The 16,542-nt window shown below is 63.4% G+C and carries 14 protein-coding genes; 7 read left to right on the top strand and 7 right to left on the bottom strand.

Features of this window, described 5'->3' with window-relative positions:
- The first annotated feature begins 68 nt into the window (after positions 1–68).
- The 5 genes from ACNJYD_RS20975 to ACNJYD_RS20955 all read left to right on the top strand — a co-directional run bounded on the left by ACNJYD_RS20975 (position 69) and on the right by ACNJYD_RS20955 (position 3,180).
- On the top strand, positions 69–473 hold the full coding sequence (locus ACNJYD_RS20975) for a VOC family protein (RefSeq protein WP_212258483.1): 405 nt from the start codon (positions 69–71) through the stop codon (positions 471–473).
- Between the two features lie 45 nt (positions 474–518).
- A complete protein-coding gene (locus ACNJYD_RS20970; RefSeq protein ID WP_439363195.1) occupies positions 519–1,166 on the top strand; it encodes a cell envelope biogenesis protein TolA in 648 nt (215 codons plus the stop codon).
- Positions 1,167–1,294: 128 nt separating this feature from the next.
- Positions 1,295–1,828 (top strand): helix-turn-helix domain-containing protein, encoded by a 534-nt coding sequence (locus ACNJYD_RS20965; RefSeq protein ID WP_439363194.1) that lies wholly within the window; start codon positions 1,295–1,297, stop codon positions 1,826–1,828.
- Positions 1,829–2,070: 242 nt separating this feature from the next.
- On the top strand, positions 2,071–2,352 hold the full coding sequence (locus ACNJYD_RS20960; protein WP_172788634.1) for a hypothetical protein: 282 nt from the start codon (positions 2,071–2,073) through the stop codon (positions 2,350–2,352).
- A 321-nt stretch (positions 2,353–2,673) separates the two neighbouring features.
- A complete protein-coding gene (locus ACNJYD_RS20955) occupies positions 2,674–3,180 on the top strand; it encodes a hypothetical protein (protein ID WP_172788635.1) in 507 nt (168 codons plus the stop codon).
- 184 nt (positions 3,181–3,364) lie between these two features.
- Here ACNJYD_RS20955 and ACNJYD_RS20950 read toward each other — a convergent pair whose 3' ends face one another.
- Complete coding sequence (locus ACNJYD_RS20950; protein WP_439363193.1) at positions 3,365–4,369, bottom strand: hypothetical protein; 1,005 nt, start codon at positions 4,367–4,369, stop codon at positions 3,365–3,367.
- Between the two features lie 236 nt (positions 4,370–4,605).
- Between ACNJYD_RS20950 and ACNJYD_RS20945 the strand changes: the two genes are divergently transcribed.
- Positions 4,606–4,896, top strand: coding sequence for a hypothetical protein (locus ACNJYD_RS20945; RefSeq protein WP_172788636.1), 291 nt, complete (start codon positions 4,606–4,608; stop codon positions 4,894–4,896).
- Between the two features lie 140 nt (positions 4,897–5,036).
- Here ACNJYD_RS20945 and ACNJYD_RS20940 read toward each other — a convergent pair whose 3' ends face one another.
- The 6 genes from ACNJYD_RS20940 to ACNJYD_RS20915 all read right to left on the bottom strand — a co-directional run bounded on the left by ACNJYD_RS20940 (position 5,037) and on the right by ACNJYD_RS20915 (position 14,874).
- The gene (locus ACNJYD_RS20940) at positions 5,037–5,885 is read right to left on the bottom strand and encodes a phasin family protein (protein WP_439363192.1); all 849 of its coding nucleotides are present in this window, start codon (positions 5,883–5,885) and stop codon (positions 5,037–5,039) included.
- 9 nt (positions 5,886–5,894) lie between these two features.
- Positions 5,895–7,097, bottom strand: a complete 1,203-nt coding sequence (locus ACNJYD_RS20935) for a calcium-binding protein (protein WP_439363191.1) — start codon at positions 7,095–7,097, stop codon at positions 5,895–5,897.
- Positions 7,098–7,377: 280 nt separating this feature from the next.
- A complete protein-coding gene (locus ACNJYD_RS20930; protein WP_212257604.1) occupies positions 7,378–8,706 on the bottom strand; it encodes an IS1182 family transposase in 1,329 nt (442 codons plus the stop codon).
- A 223-nt stretch (positions 8,707–8,929) separates the two neighbouring features.
- Positions 8,930–9,445, bottom strand: coding sequence for a ParB N-terminal domain-containing protein (locus tag ACNJYD_RS20925; RefSeq protein WP_439363190.1), 516 nt, complete (start codon positions 9,443–9,445; stop codon positions 8,930–8,932).
- Between the two features lie 224 nt (positions 9,446–9,669).
- Entirely contained in the window at positions 9,670–10,566 is an 897-nt protein-coding gene (locus tag ACNJYD_RS20920) for a hypothetical protein (RefSeq protein WP_439363189.1), read from the bottom strand.
- 537 nt (positions 10,567–11,103) lie between these two features.
- Positions 11,104–14,874, bottom strand: a complete 3,771-nt coding sequence (locus ACNJYD_RS20915) for a vitamin B12-dependent ribonucleotide reductase (protein WP_439363188.1) — start codon at positions 14,872–14,874, stop codon at positions 11,104–11,106.
- Between the two features lie 768 nt (positions 14,875–15,642).
- On the opposite strand from ACNJYD_RS20915, the gene ACNJYD_RS20910 reads away from it, so the two are divergent.
- Positions 15,643–16,539 (top strand): DMT family transporter, encoded by an 897-nt coding sequence (locus tag ACNJYD_RS20910; RefSeq protein WP_260383506.1) that lies wholly within the window; start codon positions 15,643–15,645, stop codon positions 16,537–16,539.
- Positions 16,540–16,542: the final 3 nt, after the last annotated feature.

The raw sequence follows: 16,542 nt of genomic DNA, 5'->3' as shown, positions 1-16,542 counted from the left end.
CACCATCCCGGATTACGCTTGCGCTCCATCCGGGCTAGGCTCGCTTCGCAATCTGCGACGAGCCCCTCATGAGCTTCCTTCTCAACATCGATGTTCCCGACGTGGCGAAAGCCACGACGTTCTACACCGAAGCCTTTGGCCTCACGGTCGGCCGCCGCTTCGGCGCCGACTTCGTCGAGCTCAACGGCTGGCCGGCGCCGGTGTATCTCCTGACCAAGCAGGCCGGCACGGTCGGCGCCGGCGGCGATCGTCGCCGCTATGAGCGGCACTGGACGCCGGTGCATATCGACGTCGTCGTCGACGATGTCGACGCAGCCGTCGCGCGTGCGCTCGCTGCGGGTGCGATCCTCGAGGTGGGCGCGCGCGATGCGCCCTATGGGCGGATCGCGATGCTGGCCGATCCGTTCGGGCACGGCTTCTGTCTGCTGGCGTTCAGCGCGCAAGGCTATGATGCGCTGCTTGGAAGCTCGTAGTGCGGGCTACATCGCTGGCGAGCGGCGAGCTACGATCGGGGCGAGATGGCAAAACAGCTGAAAAGAAAACTGAAGACCTACCAGACCTCGCTCGGCTTCTACGATCAGGCGATCGCCGCGCCCTCCATGAAGGCGGCGCTTGCCGCCTGGGGCGCCAGCTCCAATCTGTTCCATCAAGGCGTTGCCAAGGAGACGGACGACCCCGACATCGTCGCCGCGACCATGGCAAAGCCGGGTGTCGTGCTCAGGCGCCCGGTCGGCTCGGATGGCCCGTTCACCGAAAGCGCGGAGCTTCCGACCGATCTCGGCGAGGGCGAGACGAGGCCCAGGAGAAAGTCGAAGATCAAATCGGGATCGCAGAAGGGTCCTGCCAAGGCGGCCCGGACAGCATCGCGCGCGATCGATGATGCGGCGGCCCGCAAGGCCGCGGCGGCGTTCGAGAAGGAGGAGCGACGGCGCGAGGCAGAGCGTGCCAAGGAAGAGGCCGCCCGCGCCAGGGAGCGCGCACGCCGCGACAAGGCGGTTACTGCTGCGGAAGCCGCGCTCGACAAGGCAAGGCGCGAGCATGACGTTAAGGCCGAGGCGATCGAAGCCGAGCGCGCCGCGCTCGATGCGCGCGCCGAGGCCGAGCAGGAGCGCTGGGACAAGCAGAGGAAGAAGCTGGGAGAGGCCCTGCGACGCGCGCGCGAGTGACTTTCGCAGGTGGGGAGGAATTTCTTTACCATGCCGTCCGGTCCCCGCCGTTTCGCCCGACGTTTAGGAGTTGAGCCAAAATTCCGCGCTATCTTCGCCCCGATAAGAATTGCGCTTCGGGAGCCGTCATGAGCGATCATCGCGCCGCAGTCAGGCATCACACGCTGAGGACCGGTATCGTCGAATTCGACAATGGCAGCGGCAGCACCGTCACCGTGCCCTGCACGATCCGCGACGTCTCCGGCACGGGCGCGCGGCTGGAGCTCAACGCGTCGCTGTGGGTCGCCGAGCAGTTCACGCTGATCTTCAGGAGCGGCCTGCGCAAGGGCTGCCGCGTCGCCTGGCGCAAGGGCCGGCTGATCGGCAGCGCGTTCGCGGACGGCTATGCGAGCGCGGACGAGCAGGCGGTGATGATGACGACGGACGAGCAGGCCCGGCACCGCCGCGGCATCGGCGCGCGCGTCAAGGCTACGCGCGAGGCCCGCGGCTACACCACGGCCCAGCTCGCCGAACACCTCAGTGTCACGCCGGCCTTCGTGGCGTCGGCCGAGCAGGGCGAGGCGGACATTCCGCTGTATCAGCTGATGCACATCGCCGATCTCTTGATGGTCGGCCTCGACCGGCTGGTGGCGGGGGCGGCGGAGGAGATGGATGCGGCGTAGGGTTTCGTAGCGGCATCGGTCGCCGTCTGCACTACGCTCGCCGCTCTATTCCCGTCATTGCGAGCGAAGCGAAGCAATCCAGACTGTCTCCGCGGAGGGACTCTGGATTGCTTCGCTGCGCTCGCAATGACGGGGAGAGGTCGGAGCGCCAAAGCCGACAGCCATGATGTCCGCACCTCGCGCGAAATTTGCTTGCCTTGCGTGGCATCCTTTTGCACTCTTTGAGCGAAGGAGACCAACGCATGACAAAGATGACCGCCGCCTTTGCGCTCGGAACGGCGCTCGTGCTGAGCAGCCTTGCAACATCGGGTGCGGAAGCGAGGGCGCGGAAAGCCGTCGTCGTTCGCGCCCCACAAGAGCGGCTCATCGTCACGGCGCCCGTGCTGAGGCCGACGCCGTGGGATTACAACATCGTCCCGCGCTATCGCTATCGCCCCGAGGACGACAAGGTCGATCCCTACGGCCCGCCCTTCGTGCCGTCCTACGTGCGCTATGAGGGATGGCGCTGGCCGTATTGGTGGTAGGCGACAATTCGCAGGGTGGGCAAAGCGACTTGTCCGCCGTAGCTCGAAGAGCGAAGGCGGAAGCGTGCCACGCGTCTGGGGCCGGATCGGAAGATCGTGGGCTCGGCGCGAGGGCGCCTTTGCCCACCCTTACGGCACAACGTCATTTGGTACACGGGAAAATTGAAGTTTGATGCCTGCCCATCTCTGCGTGCAGAGTTTGCGATTGGGCAAAAATGGCAAAGTGGAGACTGTCAAGAATACATAGAGGTAGAACGGCACTTATCCCCGTAATAAACCCAATGCTGCTTGGGGTTCTGGGCGCGTATTGGGAGAACAGTCATGGCAAGTGTCGAACAATTGCACAGACGGGACGGAGTGAACTTGGTCCAACTCGAAGCCGATATCAGTTCGATCCGGTCGGGAAGCTCCATTACTTCAATTAATCTGCCTGATTACGTTGAGCACACCGCGGGCGTGTCGCGCGTCGGTGCGCTCAGTGCCGAAGCGGTCATTCGCGACTATGAGTCCGCTGCGAAAGAGATCGAGGCCATGGGCACCGAGTTGATCGACGCCGCGCAAAAGTGCGAGGCGCTGACGGCCCAGGTTCATGATGCGATCGCCTTCATGCGGGAAACGGCGGCAGGTTATCGGGAAGAAGGACGGAAGATCTTCAAGCGTATCGAAGAATGCGCGCTGTTCACCGAAGACGTTCGCAAGACCTGCGAACAGGTCAAACGCAGAATGACTGACGTCTCGTTCGGCCCATCTTCCGATGAGGAGCTGGCGCCGCAAGAGCCCGAGCTGACGGGGATCGCGGCCAAGGTGACGATGAGCGAAGTCCGGTGAGGGGAGCGTAGGTCCGTAAGGGTGGGTTAGCCCTGTGATTGCGCGAAGCGCAATCACAGGGCGTAACCCACCATATCTGCCTCCGCGGAAATCGCGGGTTACGCCAGCGGACTGCGCTTCGCGCCGCCGCAGGCTAACCACCCTACGGCACTTCAAATCCAATCGCGCCCTTCGCGAAACGGGCTCACCAATCCGGATCGCCGTAATAGGGGCCGGCCATATAGGGCGGCGGCATCCAGGGGCCTCGCGGCGGCCTGGCGCGCCGTGGCGGGGCGTCTGGTACGTGCGCCCGGGCACGCGCATCGTTGTTCACGACGCTGCGCACGACGGGCTTGGCGGCCGCAGAGGCGGATGAGGCCGATGTTGCGCTCAGTTGCGTTTGCAGCGCCTGGACCTGGGCGGCGAGGCGCGCATTGTCCGCCGCATCCTTCTCCTGCGCGCCCCTGAGCTGCTCGATGGTGGCGGCTTGGTCGCGCAGGGTCTGCTCGCTGCGGCTCTTCAGCTGCTCGAGCTTGCCGCTGATGTTCGCAAGCTCGCTCGTGATGGTCTTGAGCGATTGCGCGAGCTCGGACGATGACGGCTCGGCCGCCGCGGCGGCAGGCCTGGAAGCGCTTTCCGCGTCCTTGGGCGCCGGCGGCGCAGGCACCGGGCTCGGCTCATCCGCGGCCGCCAGCAGCACCGTCGCCGGCTGCGCCGGATTGTCCGCCGCGGACGCCTGTGGGGGTGTGCTCGCGGCCGGCGGAGCCCATCGCGCCATGATCGACTTGCCGATCGATGTCGCCTCGTCGCTGTATTGCGAGGCGACGGCGGCACCGAGCAGGCCGATCGCCAGCACGAGAATGACCAAAGCGCGCATCATGGCCTTGTCTCCCCTCAGGCCCTGATCGCGAGGCTTGGTGCTTAGAGGCTTGGTGTTGAGAGGCTTGGCATCAGGCCCCGCCGCCTTGTTTGCGGACGTGGCGGCTGCGGTGGCGGCGGCGCTTGCGTGCGAGGTCCGCGGGGCTTCGCTGCTGCGTTCCATTCCGGAAACCAGCCGGTCCAACCGCGCAAGATCTTCTTCGGCGCTCTTGATCCGGTCGTAGGCCCGAGTCAGCCCGCTGTCGGCACGTGCCTCGTCCGGCTTGGCGGTTTCAAGCTTGGCGTCATCGGTCTTGCCGGTCTCGGGTTTGGGGTCGTTCGTGTCAGGCATCGATGCGCTCTCCATCCGGTCGGGCGTCAATGGGAGGCAGTCCGATCAAGGATAGGTCTCGCCGCTGTCCGACACAACGCGTGTGCAAAGGAGAAATTATGGCGGGCCCGGCACATGATGCGCGACAGGGCGGTGTCGTGCGATCGCCTTGCTGGTCTCACCATGAGCGTTCGCTGAGAGGAACGGGCGCTGGTCCATTCCGTTTCCTTTGAGGGGGCTTGTTCGAGGAGGACAACATGAAAGCAAGGATCATCGCGCTTTCGGCTGCCGTTGTCATGGCTACAGCCCCAGCCGTGTTTGCTCAGGGTGTATCGAGCAAGACGCCAGGTCAGGAGATGCAGCAAATGGGTTCCCAGAAGGGCGAGCCAGGCGCTTCCAGCTACGCTCCTGGGCATAAGAAGAAGCATCAGGCGAAGGCCTCGAAGAGCACCAAACCCGGCGCGTCGAGCTACGCTCCAGGACAAACCACAGGTCAAACCACCGGCGCGAGCACGAGGCCGACCACCGGCACGAAGTCAGGGTACTGAACTCCAGGCGGTCCTCAAGCGGGTAGGGTGGGTTAGCTCCGCGACGGCGCAAAGCGCAGTCGCGTAGCGTAACCCACCTCTTTCGTCTCGGCGCGCGGAGAGCCGGAGGGTTACGCCGGCGCCGCAATACGCAGCTACCGTTAGTGGCGTAGCGCGCGGATTTCGAGCGTCGTCTGGGTGAGCTTGGCCACGAACCCCTCAAGATGCATGACCCTTTGTCTGGTCAATTGTTCATGCAACTCGGTGATCTTCTGGGATTCGGCGACAAACGAGTCGCACGCCTGCTTCGCGTACGCCATCTGAATCTCAAACGCCTCGACGGGTGAGCGCGCCGTCGCGAGCTTTCCCAGGAAGCTCCAGGCTTGCTCGAGTGACGTCCTGAGGTAGTCGCTATAGGCGTCGGCAATCGCCTGCGTGCTGGCCTCCAAGGGTTCGACCGGTGCGACGGGCGGGCTTGCAGCGATCTCCATCCCGGAAGCCTCGTCCGGCAAGGCTGCAGCCGACGGTATCTCCGCACTGATCTGTCGGCGCGGCTCTTGCTCGGTCTTTTGCTCGGTCTCTTGCCTGTTCTCCGCCGAGGTATCCGGCAATTGATGCGCTGCACTTGCGCGTTGCTCGCCGGCCCCGGTCCGATGTCCCGACTTCTTCTTGCCGCCGCGCCGGCCGGATTTTCCGGTTGGCTTGTTTCCCACCGCACTCAACATTGCAAATGGCTCCCGAATATCGATGAAGCCGCGAGCCTCCGTCGCGTTTGCGCTGAAATCGCGATTGTGGGCTGTCGCCCGCGTGGCGGCCATGTGGTGAGATTTTGCCGCTGCATCTTCGATGCATCCGGCAAAGAGTCGCCGATCGCGATACCTGCGGATGGCCGCCTTTGTTGCCACATCCCACGAGCTCTTTTGCCGAACGCGTAATCCACCATTCTTGCTTCTGCGGAGGCGGGCTACGCCGAGCAGACGCGCTTCGCGCGTCTGCTCGGCGAAATCCAACCTGCGCGCTCAGATGAGGAAGTCGGTCGCGTGCAGGCTCGCAGCGTGGACGCCGTCGAGGGTGATGGTGTCGTTCGCCGAGAGGTGAACCACGGCATCGCCGGCGGCATTGTCCTTGATCTGGCTCGACAGCGCCGTCCAGTCAGCAAAGCCGTAATCGTGCACGTCGATCAAATCGTGCTCGGTCGCGGTGCTGCCCATCGCCTTGTTGCCTTGGTCGAAGTCGTTGAGCGTGTCGTTGCCGGAACCTTTGTTGAAGACGAAGATGTCGCCGTTTCCTCCGCCCCAAAGCTGGTCGTCGCCGGCGCCGCCGTTCAGCGTATCGTTGCCGCCGGTGATCGAGCCTGGTGATGCAGGCGTGTAGATCCGCGCATCGCCATACATGAAGTCCCGGCCGGCGCTGCCGTTGAGAATATCGTTGCCGCCGTGGGCGTGACCCGCCATGATCGGCGCGTCGCCGAACACCGACGAGCTCGCATCCGCGTACTGGCCGGCCATCTTGACGGTCAAGATATCGTCGCCGCCTTGGGTCAGATCCATCAGTGAGGTCGACGAATCCCCCGATAGGCTGGCGCCGGATATCGGGCTGTCGCCGTCCAGGGTGGCGGTCAGATTGTCGTTGCCGCCTTGCGCAAGGCCGCGCATGGCGCCGATCGCGTCGCCGCTGACGGTTGCTCCGCCATCGATGGTGAGAACGCTGACATCGATCGTGTCATTGCCGCCGTGCGAGGTGTCGATCATGGAACCGCCGGCATCGCCCGCGAACAAATTGGCGCCGCCACGCCACCCGATCGAGCCGGTGATGTCGTCATTGCCGCCCCGCGCGTTGCCCGACATGTCGCCCGCGACGTCGCCGAAGGCCGAAACGGTGGTGTAGACGGTGCCATAGGCATCCGCGACGGTGGTGTCGTGGCCGCCTTTGGCGTCGTCGATCATCGATTGGGTGTCGCCCACCACGAGCGCGGTGTTCCAGCCACCGCCGATGTCGGCAATGAGCGTGTCGTTTCCGCCTTGCGAGTGACCAAGCAGCGTCGTGTGGTCGTCGCCGAAAACAGTGAGTTGCGTATTGCGCTCGGTGACGGTGGCCGTCACGGTGTCGTTGCCGCCGACGACGTCCGTGCTTGAAGGAAAGCCGGGGTCTCCGTACACGGTCGCGATTTGACCAAACTGGTCGAGGGTGACGTCGAAGGTGTCGTTCGGCAGATGCTGCATGGCGTAACTCCCAGTTCCATTGTCGGAAGCGGGCCCGCGTGCAGATTTTCTTGCAAGTCGCGTTGTTGACCACGCTTCACCGGCAGCATTCTACCTTTGGTCGATGGCAGAGATTTGTAGGAATTCGGGAGAGAGTTTGATCGTGAGGCTGGAACTGCGGGCGCGAGCGTGGAGATGGTGCGTAGAGCCTGTGAGCCAATTCGTTTTGTTTCGGCTTCGGCATCAAGGGGTGGTATCGCCCCTTGATGGGGGAAGCCGGCGGCGTCAGGCTGTTGGTTATCTATGCTTTTGCGAGACGATGCCCTTGCAGGATGTTGTTGGTGAGGGCGTACCAGAGCACGACGGCACGGACCTTCTCGATGCCGCGCACGGTCAGTTGCCTGAGGTCCCAGTTGCGCCAGCGGGCATGGATGCATTCGCAGATGGTACGGGCCTGGTACTGTGCCTTGCCGGCTTCGCTGGCCATGCGAGCACGCCAGGCCGCTATGCCAGGACCGTCGCTGCTCCGGGGTAAGAAGGGATCGACACCGCTCCTGGATTGGGGCGGTGGACAGTAAACCTCGATGCCCTCGCCATGCGCCCATTCGATGTCGTCGCCAGTGCAGAACCCGCCATCGGCGAGGTAGCGGCGTGGCAAGCGCTTCAGCCGAGCGCGCGTTCGCTCCAGCATCGGGCGCATCAAGCCACGATCTGAGCCGCTGTTGTCGACATCGATCGCGACCACGATCAGTTCGCCAGCCGCGCTAGCCACCTGCACATTATAGGCCGGACGGAAGCCGGCATCGGCCATCTTCATCACCCTGGCCTGCGGGTCGGTGGTGGAGGCCCGAGGCTCCTTCGGCTTCTTGCCATTGCCGCCCTTGTCGTCGAGCTGTTTTCGCTTGCGCTTGATCTCGGCCAGCGCGGCCTGCGCGGCTTGCACCCGCTCGCTGCGTTCGCGCGCCGCCCGCTCTTTGGCGGCCCGGATCCGCCGATTGCTGGCTTCCGGGTCCGCATCGACCTCGCGCTTGAGCTCTTCCACAATGGCCTCGGCCTGCGCCATCTGCCGATCCAGCGTCGCCTCCCGCCGGAACGATCCGGTCCCGGCATTCGCTCGTATCCGCACCCCGTCCTGGGTCAGCTTCTCCAGATCGACCAGCCCTGCCTCGTTCAGGGCCACCAGATGTTCAACCAGCAAACGGTCGAGCAAGTCGGCACAGCCGACCCGGAAGTCCGACAGCCCGTGATGGTTCAACGACACGCCACCGCAGAGCCAGCGGTAGACGTCGTGGCTGTCGCAGAGCCGGTCCAGCGCCCGCGCGCTGCCAACGGCATCGCTCGCGGCGTACAGCCAAAGCGCCAGCAACAACCGTGGCGATGGCGCCGGATGGCCCGGCCTGTTTTCCCGTGCCTTGACGCGATCTTCCAGCTCGCTCAGGTCCAGCCCTTCGACATAAGCCCAGATCACCCGCGCTGGATGATCCTGCCCGATCAGGCTGTCGATATCGACCGCTCGCAATTCGACCTGATTGCGCACAGGCTCGCGCAGCCGAGGTGCGCCTTGCGGCACCGCTTCGGTTCGTGCCGACTGCTCCGGCAATTCACCAAAAAGTCCGTCGTCAGCCATCATCCTCTCCAGCAGATCAGTCTGCCCAGAGAATCACATTCGTCTGACGCGCGGTACAAAAGATTCACAGTCTCGTAGGGTGGGTTAGCCCCGCGACTGCGCGAAGCGCAGTTCGCGCGGCGTAACCCACCGCTTCTGTCTCTGCGGATACGAACAGAGGTGGGTTACGCTGCGCTAACCCACCCTACAAGCTACGAGCTATCACCAGAGATTCTGGCGACGACAATCAATAACGCCCGCCGCTGCTCTTCTGCTGCGTGATCCAGTCCGACAATGATTTCGGTGTCGATTTCGCCGTCCGGTCCGCTGATGCCTTCGGATTGTCGCGAGCGCCTTTCGCCGAACGGCTGCGCGGCGCTTGCGTTGCGCCGACGCCCTTCAAGGCAGCCATCGAAGCCTCGGCGGCTTCCTTCTCCAGGCGCAGCTGCTTCAATCGCGCCATCTTGATGCGCTCTGCCTCGACTTCGGGGCGTTCGGCTAGCTGCGGCTTGTGTTGAGCAAGCTCGGCCGGGACCAGGACGCCGAGAATGGTCGTCTCGCCGAGCGCCTTGCAGGCCTCTAACCGATGCAGCCCCTCGACCAGAACCAGGCGGTCTCCGTCGCGCCAAACGGAAATGGGGGCCTGTTGTCCGATCTCCAGAATACTTTCCGCGATCTCCGCGACGGTCTCGGGGTTGATGGTCTTCTTCTGCTTCGTGGGAACGAAGATCTTTTCGATCGGGAAGCTTTCCGGTTTGGGCATAAGTTGACTCCGCTTCTACCGGGCCCGTCGGAACTCATGCCGGCGGTGGAGGTAGTTTAGGAGGGAAGTGCTCGGCCGCAAAGGCAATTTCGGCGGTGGGTATTGATGAGCAGCGCCGATCTCCGATGCGAAGACAACTCATAGGATGGGTAGAGTGAAGCGAACTCATCGCCATACGCGCGGACAGATGATGGGTTTCGCACGGGCTCTACCCATTCTACGGGCTACTCGGTCGCCTGGGCGATTTCACCTAAGAAAAGGTAGGTGTGGATCACAGCTAGGCGAGCTTCTTCCTCGGTCACGGTTACGTGGACCCCCTTCGACACCTTGCTATTCACTGCGTCTAAGCGGGCGGCCAGGTGTTCCAGACCGGATTCGATTAGTGCTCGTGAGCCTGCGCTTGCTGCGCTTTGTTCGAGATAGGCTAAGAGGCGATTTTTGTAACTTTCGTAGCCCACGTCACGTGATTTTCCTCTCCCATCGATATACGGCTCGGACCGAGCGGGATATATCGCGTCAGCGATTGTGAGCAGGAGTCGTCGACAAGTCGTGAGGGCATGGGAAAAGGCCTCAGCTGAATCGTCTGCCATTCGCTCGTTTACGGCTATGATCTGTTCTGCGGCCTTCGGAGCGTAGGATCTGATAAAGTTGTCAACCCGATTCCTCGCTTGCTCAAAAATGTCCTGGGCTGCGTCACCTAACTCGATGGATATATAAACGTCCGTAGCGTAGCTGTGAACCGAGTCTCGAAGGGCCACCACTAGAGCGTGGTGGTCGTTGTATAGTTTTCGAGCGGCAATCTGTTGCTTGGCACGATTTGCAAGGAAATCTTCGGTCGCCTTTTTTGCCAGAAAATCCTCTATCACCACAGACTTATCAGCAGGCTTATTGAAGGCGTCAGCCCGCTCTTTGTATCCTTCCCCAATCGCTTCGAGTTGAGGCAGGCTTGGCACGTAGTATTTGCCTCCGGAATCGACTCGTCCCGATTTGGTTGCGTATTTCTCGCACGTGCCCAAGCTGGAAGTTTTGAAGGAGTCTTTTGGGTAGCCCGAGGTCTCCAACTCCAGCCAATATTGCGCATCCGAGTCGCGCATTAGACGTGCCAATCGTTTGGCCTTCATCAGAATTCCTTCGGTTCTGACCGTGACCGTTTCAAGGTCGTCTAGGAGCGTTCGTACTGTCTGCCGTGCTTCGTCGAGCCGATTTGACACTGCTTCAATCCTCGAAGTGTGGGCCCTTATCAATATCTTGCGCTAATAACTTGCGAAGCTACCAGTTTCGTTCGTCTATGGGCGATGGGTATCGCTTCGCTCCCATCCCAGCTTTTCAAAAAGCTAAAGCATGCGGAGTATGTCGCTCCATCTCGGGTACCGCGTCCTCTGATTAGATCATGTCTTCAAATGCTCACCAAATCGAGCGTCGCATCTGAAGATATAGACGTAAGGAGCGTAGCAGCGGTGGCGGCAATCGAATGGACGCCTGACCACTACTTCGAGCGTGCCTTAGTACAGCCAGCACTTCGGCGTTCTCGTAATGCAATAGTCCCTTCGCGGAGATGTCTGAGAAGTCGTTGCTATCGAGATAAGTCGTCTTCATTGCAGAAATGGGCGGCTTAATAGCCGCCCATGCCTTTTACGTTGCCCTAAGAAAGTTGTACCTCAGGAACACCCCGTCGTACTTCCGCACGTATCGCACTTCATACACGTCCCATTCCGCACCAGCGTGAAGTTGCCGCACTCGCTGCACATCTCGCCCTCGTAGCCCTTCGCCTTCGCCTCGGCGCGGCGCTCGGCCTTGGTGGGGGCTGCGGTCGCGGCGGTGCCGGCCTTGCTCCATTGCAGCTGCTCGAGCTTCTCCGTCGGCGACAGGTCGTGCTGGGCTTCCTGCTTCAGGGCGACGGCGCCTTCGATGGTGTCACTGAGGCGGGACGAGGTGCCGTGGGCGGCCAGCGCCGTGACGCGGCTGCCGCCTGAGGGTGCGCTGTCGTTGCCTTGGCTGACCGCGGTCGAGCCGCCGCGCATCACGACGAGGTTGTCCGTGCGCGAGCGGGTGAGGCCGCGCGAGACCAGCTTGGTCGCGTGGTGGCCGCCGTCCTCGTCCGGCTCCTTGCCTTCCTCGACGCCCTTGCCGAGCGCGTCAAAGCCCGTCTCGTTGGGATCGACGTGGGCGAGGTCGAAGCGCGAGAGATAGCTCACCGCGAGCTCGCGGAAGACGTAGTCGAGGATCGAGGTCGCGTACTTGATGCTGTCGTTGCCCTGCACGGGGCCCGCCGGCTCGAAGCGGGTGAAGGTGAAGGCGTCGACATATTCGTCGAGCGGCACGCCGTATTGCAGGCCGAGCGACACCGCGATGGCGAAGTTGTTGATGAAGGAGCGCAGCGCCGCGCCTTCCTTGTGCATGTCGATGAAGATCTCACCGAGACGGCCGTCATCGTATTCGCCGGTGCGCAGGTAGACCTTGTGGCCGCCGACGACCGCCTTCTGGGTGTAGCCCTTGCGGCGATCCGGCATCTTCTCGCGCTCGCGCATCACGACGATGCGCTCGACCAGCTTCTCGACGACCTTTTCGGCCACATGCGCGGCGCGCGCCGCCATCGGCTTCTCGTGCAGCAACTCGACCGCATCGTCCTCGTCCTCATCGTCGCTGATGAGCTGCGAGTTGAGCGGCTGGGAGAGTTTGGAGCCGTCGCGATAGAGCGCGTTGGCTTTCAACGCCAGCTTCCACGACAGCATGTAGGCGGACTTGCAGTCCTCCACCGTGGCGTCGTTCGGCATGTTGATGGTCTTGGAGATCGCACCCGAGATGAAGGGCTGCGCCGCCGCCATCATGCGGATGTGGCTCTCGACCGAGAGGTAACGCTTGCCGATCTTGCCGCACGGGTTGGCGCAGTCGAACACCGGATAGTGCTCGGCCTTGAGGTGCGGGGCACCTTCCACCGTCATCGCGCCGCAGATGTGGACGTTGGCCGCCTCGATCTCGCGCTTGGTGAAGCCGACGGCCTGGAGCAGATCGAAGCCCGGAGCCGCAATGGCTTCAGCGCCGATGCCGAGCTGGTCGCGGATGAAGTCTTCGCCAAACGTCCACTTGTTGAAGGCGAACTTGATGTCGAAGGCGGTCGGCAGGGCCTTCTCGACCTTGGCGATGGCTTCATCGGTGAAGCCCTTTGCCTTGAGGGTCGAGGCGTTGATGCCGGGGGCGTTGGAGAGCGAGCCGTGGCCGACGGCATAGGCTTCGATCTCCGCGATCTCGCTCTCGCGATAGCCGAGCGCGCGCAGCGCGGCCGGCACCGCGCGGTTGATGATCTTGAAGTAGCCTCCGCCGGCGAGCTTCTTGAACTTGACCAGCGCGAAGTCCGGTTCGATGCCGGTGGTGTCGCAATCCATGACGAGGCCGATCGTGCCGGTCGGCGCGATCACCGTGGTCTGGGCGTTGCGATAGCCGTGCTTCTCGCCGAGCTCGAGCGCCGCATCCCAGGCCGCCTGGGCATGGCCCACGAGATCTCCTTGCGGGCAGGAGACGAGGTCGAGCGGCACCGGGTTGACGCTGAGCGCTTCATAACCGGAGGCCTCGCCGTGCGCGGCGCGGCGGTGGTTGCGGATCACGCGCAGCATGTGCGCGGCGTTCTTCTTGTAGCCGGGGAAGGTGCCGAGCTCGGCGGCGATCTCGGCCGAGGTCTTGTAGGTGATGCCGGTCATGACGGCGGTCAGCGCGCCGCAGAGCGCGCGGCCTTCCTTGCTGTCGTAGGGCAGGCCCATGGTCATCAGCAGGCCGCCGATATTGGCATAGCCGAGGCCGAGCGTGCGGAACTCGTAGGAGAGCTCGGCGATCGCCTTCGACGGGAACTGCGCCATCATGACGGAGATTTCCAGCACGATGGTCCAGAGCCGGCAGAGGTGCTCATAGCCCTCGACGTCGAAGTGCTTGGTGTCGGTGTTGTAGAACGTCAGCAGGTTGGCCGAGGCGAGGTTGCACGCCGTGTCGTCCAGGAACATGTATTCCGAGCACGGATTGGACGCGCGGATGTCGCCGGACGCCTTGCAGGTGTGCCAGTCGTTCATCGTGGTGTTGAAGTGCAGGCCCGGATCGGCCGAGGCCCAGGCGGCGTAGCCGATCTTCTCCCAGAGGTCGCGCGCCTTCAGCGTCTTCGTCACTTTCTTCGAGGTGCGGGCGTTGAGATTCCAGTCGCCGTCGGTTTCCACCGCGCGCAGGAAGTCGTCCCTCAGCGAGACCGAGTTGTTGGAGTTCTGCCCCGAGACGGTGAGGTAGGCTTCGCTATCCCAGTCGGTGTCGTAGGTGTCGAACTGGATGTCCTTGTAGCCTTGCTTGGCGAACTGGATGACGCGCTTGATGTAATTGTCGGGCACGAGGCTGCGGCGCGCGAGCTTGATCTCGCGGCGGAGCGCCGGGTTCTTCTCGGGGTCGAAGCAATCGTCGCCCGAGCCTTCGCAGTTGACGCAGGCCTTCAGCACCGCCTTGAGGTGCTTCTGGTTGATCTTGGAGCCCGTGACGAGGGCGGCGACCTTCTGCTCCTCCTTCACCTTCCAGTCGATATAGGTCTCGATGTCGGGGTGATCGACGTCGACGACGACCATCTTGGCGGCTCTACGCGTCGTGCCGCCCGACTTGATCGCGCCGGCAGCGCGGTCGCCGATCTTGAGGAAGCTCATCAGGCCGGACGAGCGGCCGCCGCCGGAGAGCTTTTCGCCTTCGCCGCGCAGACGCGAGAAGTTGGAGCCGGTGCCGGAGCCGTACTTGAACAGGCGCGCCTCGCGGACCCAGAGGTCCATGATGCCGCCCTCGTTGACGAGGTCGTCACCGACGCCCTGGATGAAGCAGGCATGCGGCTGCGGATGCTCGTAGGCCGACTTGGACTTGGTCAGCTTAGCCGTGAAGGGGTCGACGTAATAATGGCCCTGGCCGGGGCCGTCGATGCCATAGGCCCAATGCAGGCCGGTGTTGAACCATTGCGGCGAGTTCGGCGCGACCATCTGCATGGCGAGCATGTAGCGGAGCTCGTCATAGAAGGCCTGGGCGTCGTCGTCGCTCGTGAAATAGCCGCCCTTCCAGCCCCAATAGGTCCAGCAGCCGGCGAGGCGGTCGAACACCTGCTTGGCCGAGAGCTCGCTGACATAGCGCTCCTTCTCGGGCAGCGCATTGAGCGCGTCGGTGTCGGGCACGGAGCGCCACAGGAAGGAGGGGACGGATTCCTCCTCGACCTTCTTCAGGCGCGCGGCAACGCCGGCTTTGCGGAAATATTTCTGGGCCAGCACGTCGGAGGCGACCTGCGACCACTCGCTCGGCACCTCGACATTGTCGAGCTTGAACACGACCGAGCCGTCGGGATTGCGAATCTCCGACGTGGTCAGGCGGAAGTCGATTCCCGCATAAGGTGACTGTCCTTGGGTGGTGTGGCGCCGCTCAATCCGCATTGTCTTGCCCCGTCCTTTTCTTTGACCGGTCCCGCCCCTCGTTGTGGGCGTGCCGGGTCGTCATTGCATCTCGCGGGCGCCTTCAGCCGTTCGGCCTTGGGGCACCGCAGTTCAGCCGGTGGATCCGGCCCTGTTTTTTCCCGGCACGACCCCGATGCGTCGCATCGATCATCTTGCCGGCATGTCCACACCCATCCGCCCCCAAGGGGATGCGTGCGACATGCGTTCAACGCCCCACAACGTCACTTCGTCTTCGATGCCATCCGAGCCTGTTGCCGGCCCGTTCTGGCGCCCGAAGAGCCTGCATTCCGAGGGCAGACAAGCCCTCATCCGCAGCCTTTGGCCGGCTGGCGGAGCGGAGATTTGCGAGACCCTTTGGGGGAGTGCCGGCGGGACGCAAACTCACTCGCGCCGAACGGACCGAAAGCTAGGACTCTCCGTTGCGCCCGTCAAGAACTAGTGCGAGTTCCTGAATCAAATACTAAATATGGTGGATTGTGGGGGATAACAGGGGTCAGCGCCGCGCCTGTTGTGGACCCAAGTATCAGTGAGTCCTCAGGGATTCCCAACCGAAAAAATTTGCATCCCGTGATGATGCGGAAGCTTCATCCCGCTGTTCACAGGGCAGCTATATTTTTGAGCAATGGGATTGCGTCAGCAGGACTCACGTAGCCCTACGGAAGGTGAGGGCAGGCATGCCCGCCGAAGTGGTGGTGGGACCTGCGAATCCGGGCCAAGCTGACCGTCGATTTTGCCGGACTACCTGACATGCTTGATTCGACGACGCCGGGCGTGCGGCCGCGCATCGCCCCGGCCGGCCTGATGTTCCTTGCGATCACCTCGGTCGGCTGGGGCTTCAACTGGCCGGTGACGAAATTCCTGCTCGCCGAGCTGCCGCCTTTGACGCTGCGCGGGGTCACCGGCGTGCTCGGCGCGCTGCTGCTGGCGCTGCTTGCGGTGATCCGCCGGCAAAGCCTGCAGGTGGAGGGCGCGATCTGGCCGCGCCTCCTCACCTCGGCCGTGCTCAACGTCACCGGCTGGATGGTGCTGATGGGGCTGGCGCTACTCTGGCTGCCGGCGAGCGAGGCGGCGCTGATCGCCTACACCATGCCGGTCTGGGCTTCGGTCATCGCCTGGCCGGTGCTCGGCGAGCAGCCGACGCTGTTGCGCACGCTGGGGCTGCTGCTGGCCTTCGCCGGCCTTGCCACGATCATGGGCGGCAACGGCTTTGCCGCCAGCGTCGAGAAGCTGCCGGGCATCGTCATGGCGCTCGTCGGCGCATTCGGCTTTGCCGTCGGCACGGTGTTCTCGAAGAAGTACCCGATCCGCCTGCCGCCGCTCACCGCCGCAGCCTGGCAGATCGGGATCGGCTGCCTGCCGGTCTCGATCGTCGGCCTCCTGGTCGAGACCACGCATCTGTCGCAGGTGACGCCGCTCGGCTGGTGGCTCCTGGTCTATTCGGTCGTCGGGCAGTTCTGCATCGCCTATGTCAGCTGGTTCGCAGCGCTCGCGCGCCTGCCGGCCTCGGTCGCGGCGATCGGCACCATGGCGGTGCCGGTGATCGGCGTCGTGACCTCGGCGGTGGCGCTGGGCGAGCCGCTCGGGGCAGGGCAGATCGCCGCGCTGCTGCTCACGCTGGCCGCCGTGGTGATGGCGACGCGTTAGCCG

Origin of the sequence: Bradyrhizobium sp. SPXBL-02, assembly GCF_051853065.1 — a bacterium.
GTDB lineage: Bacteria > Pseudomonadota > Alphaproteobacteria > Rhizobiales > Xanthobacteraceae > Bradyrhizobium.
This window is presented reverse-complemented; position numbering and strand designations above follow the sequence as displayed.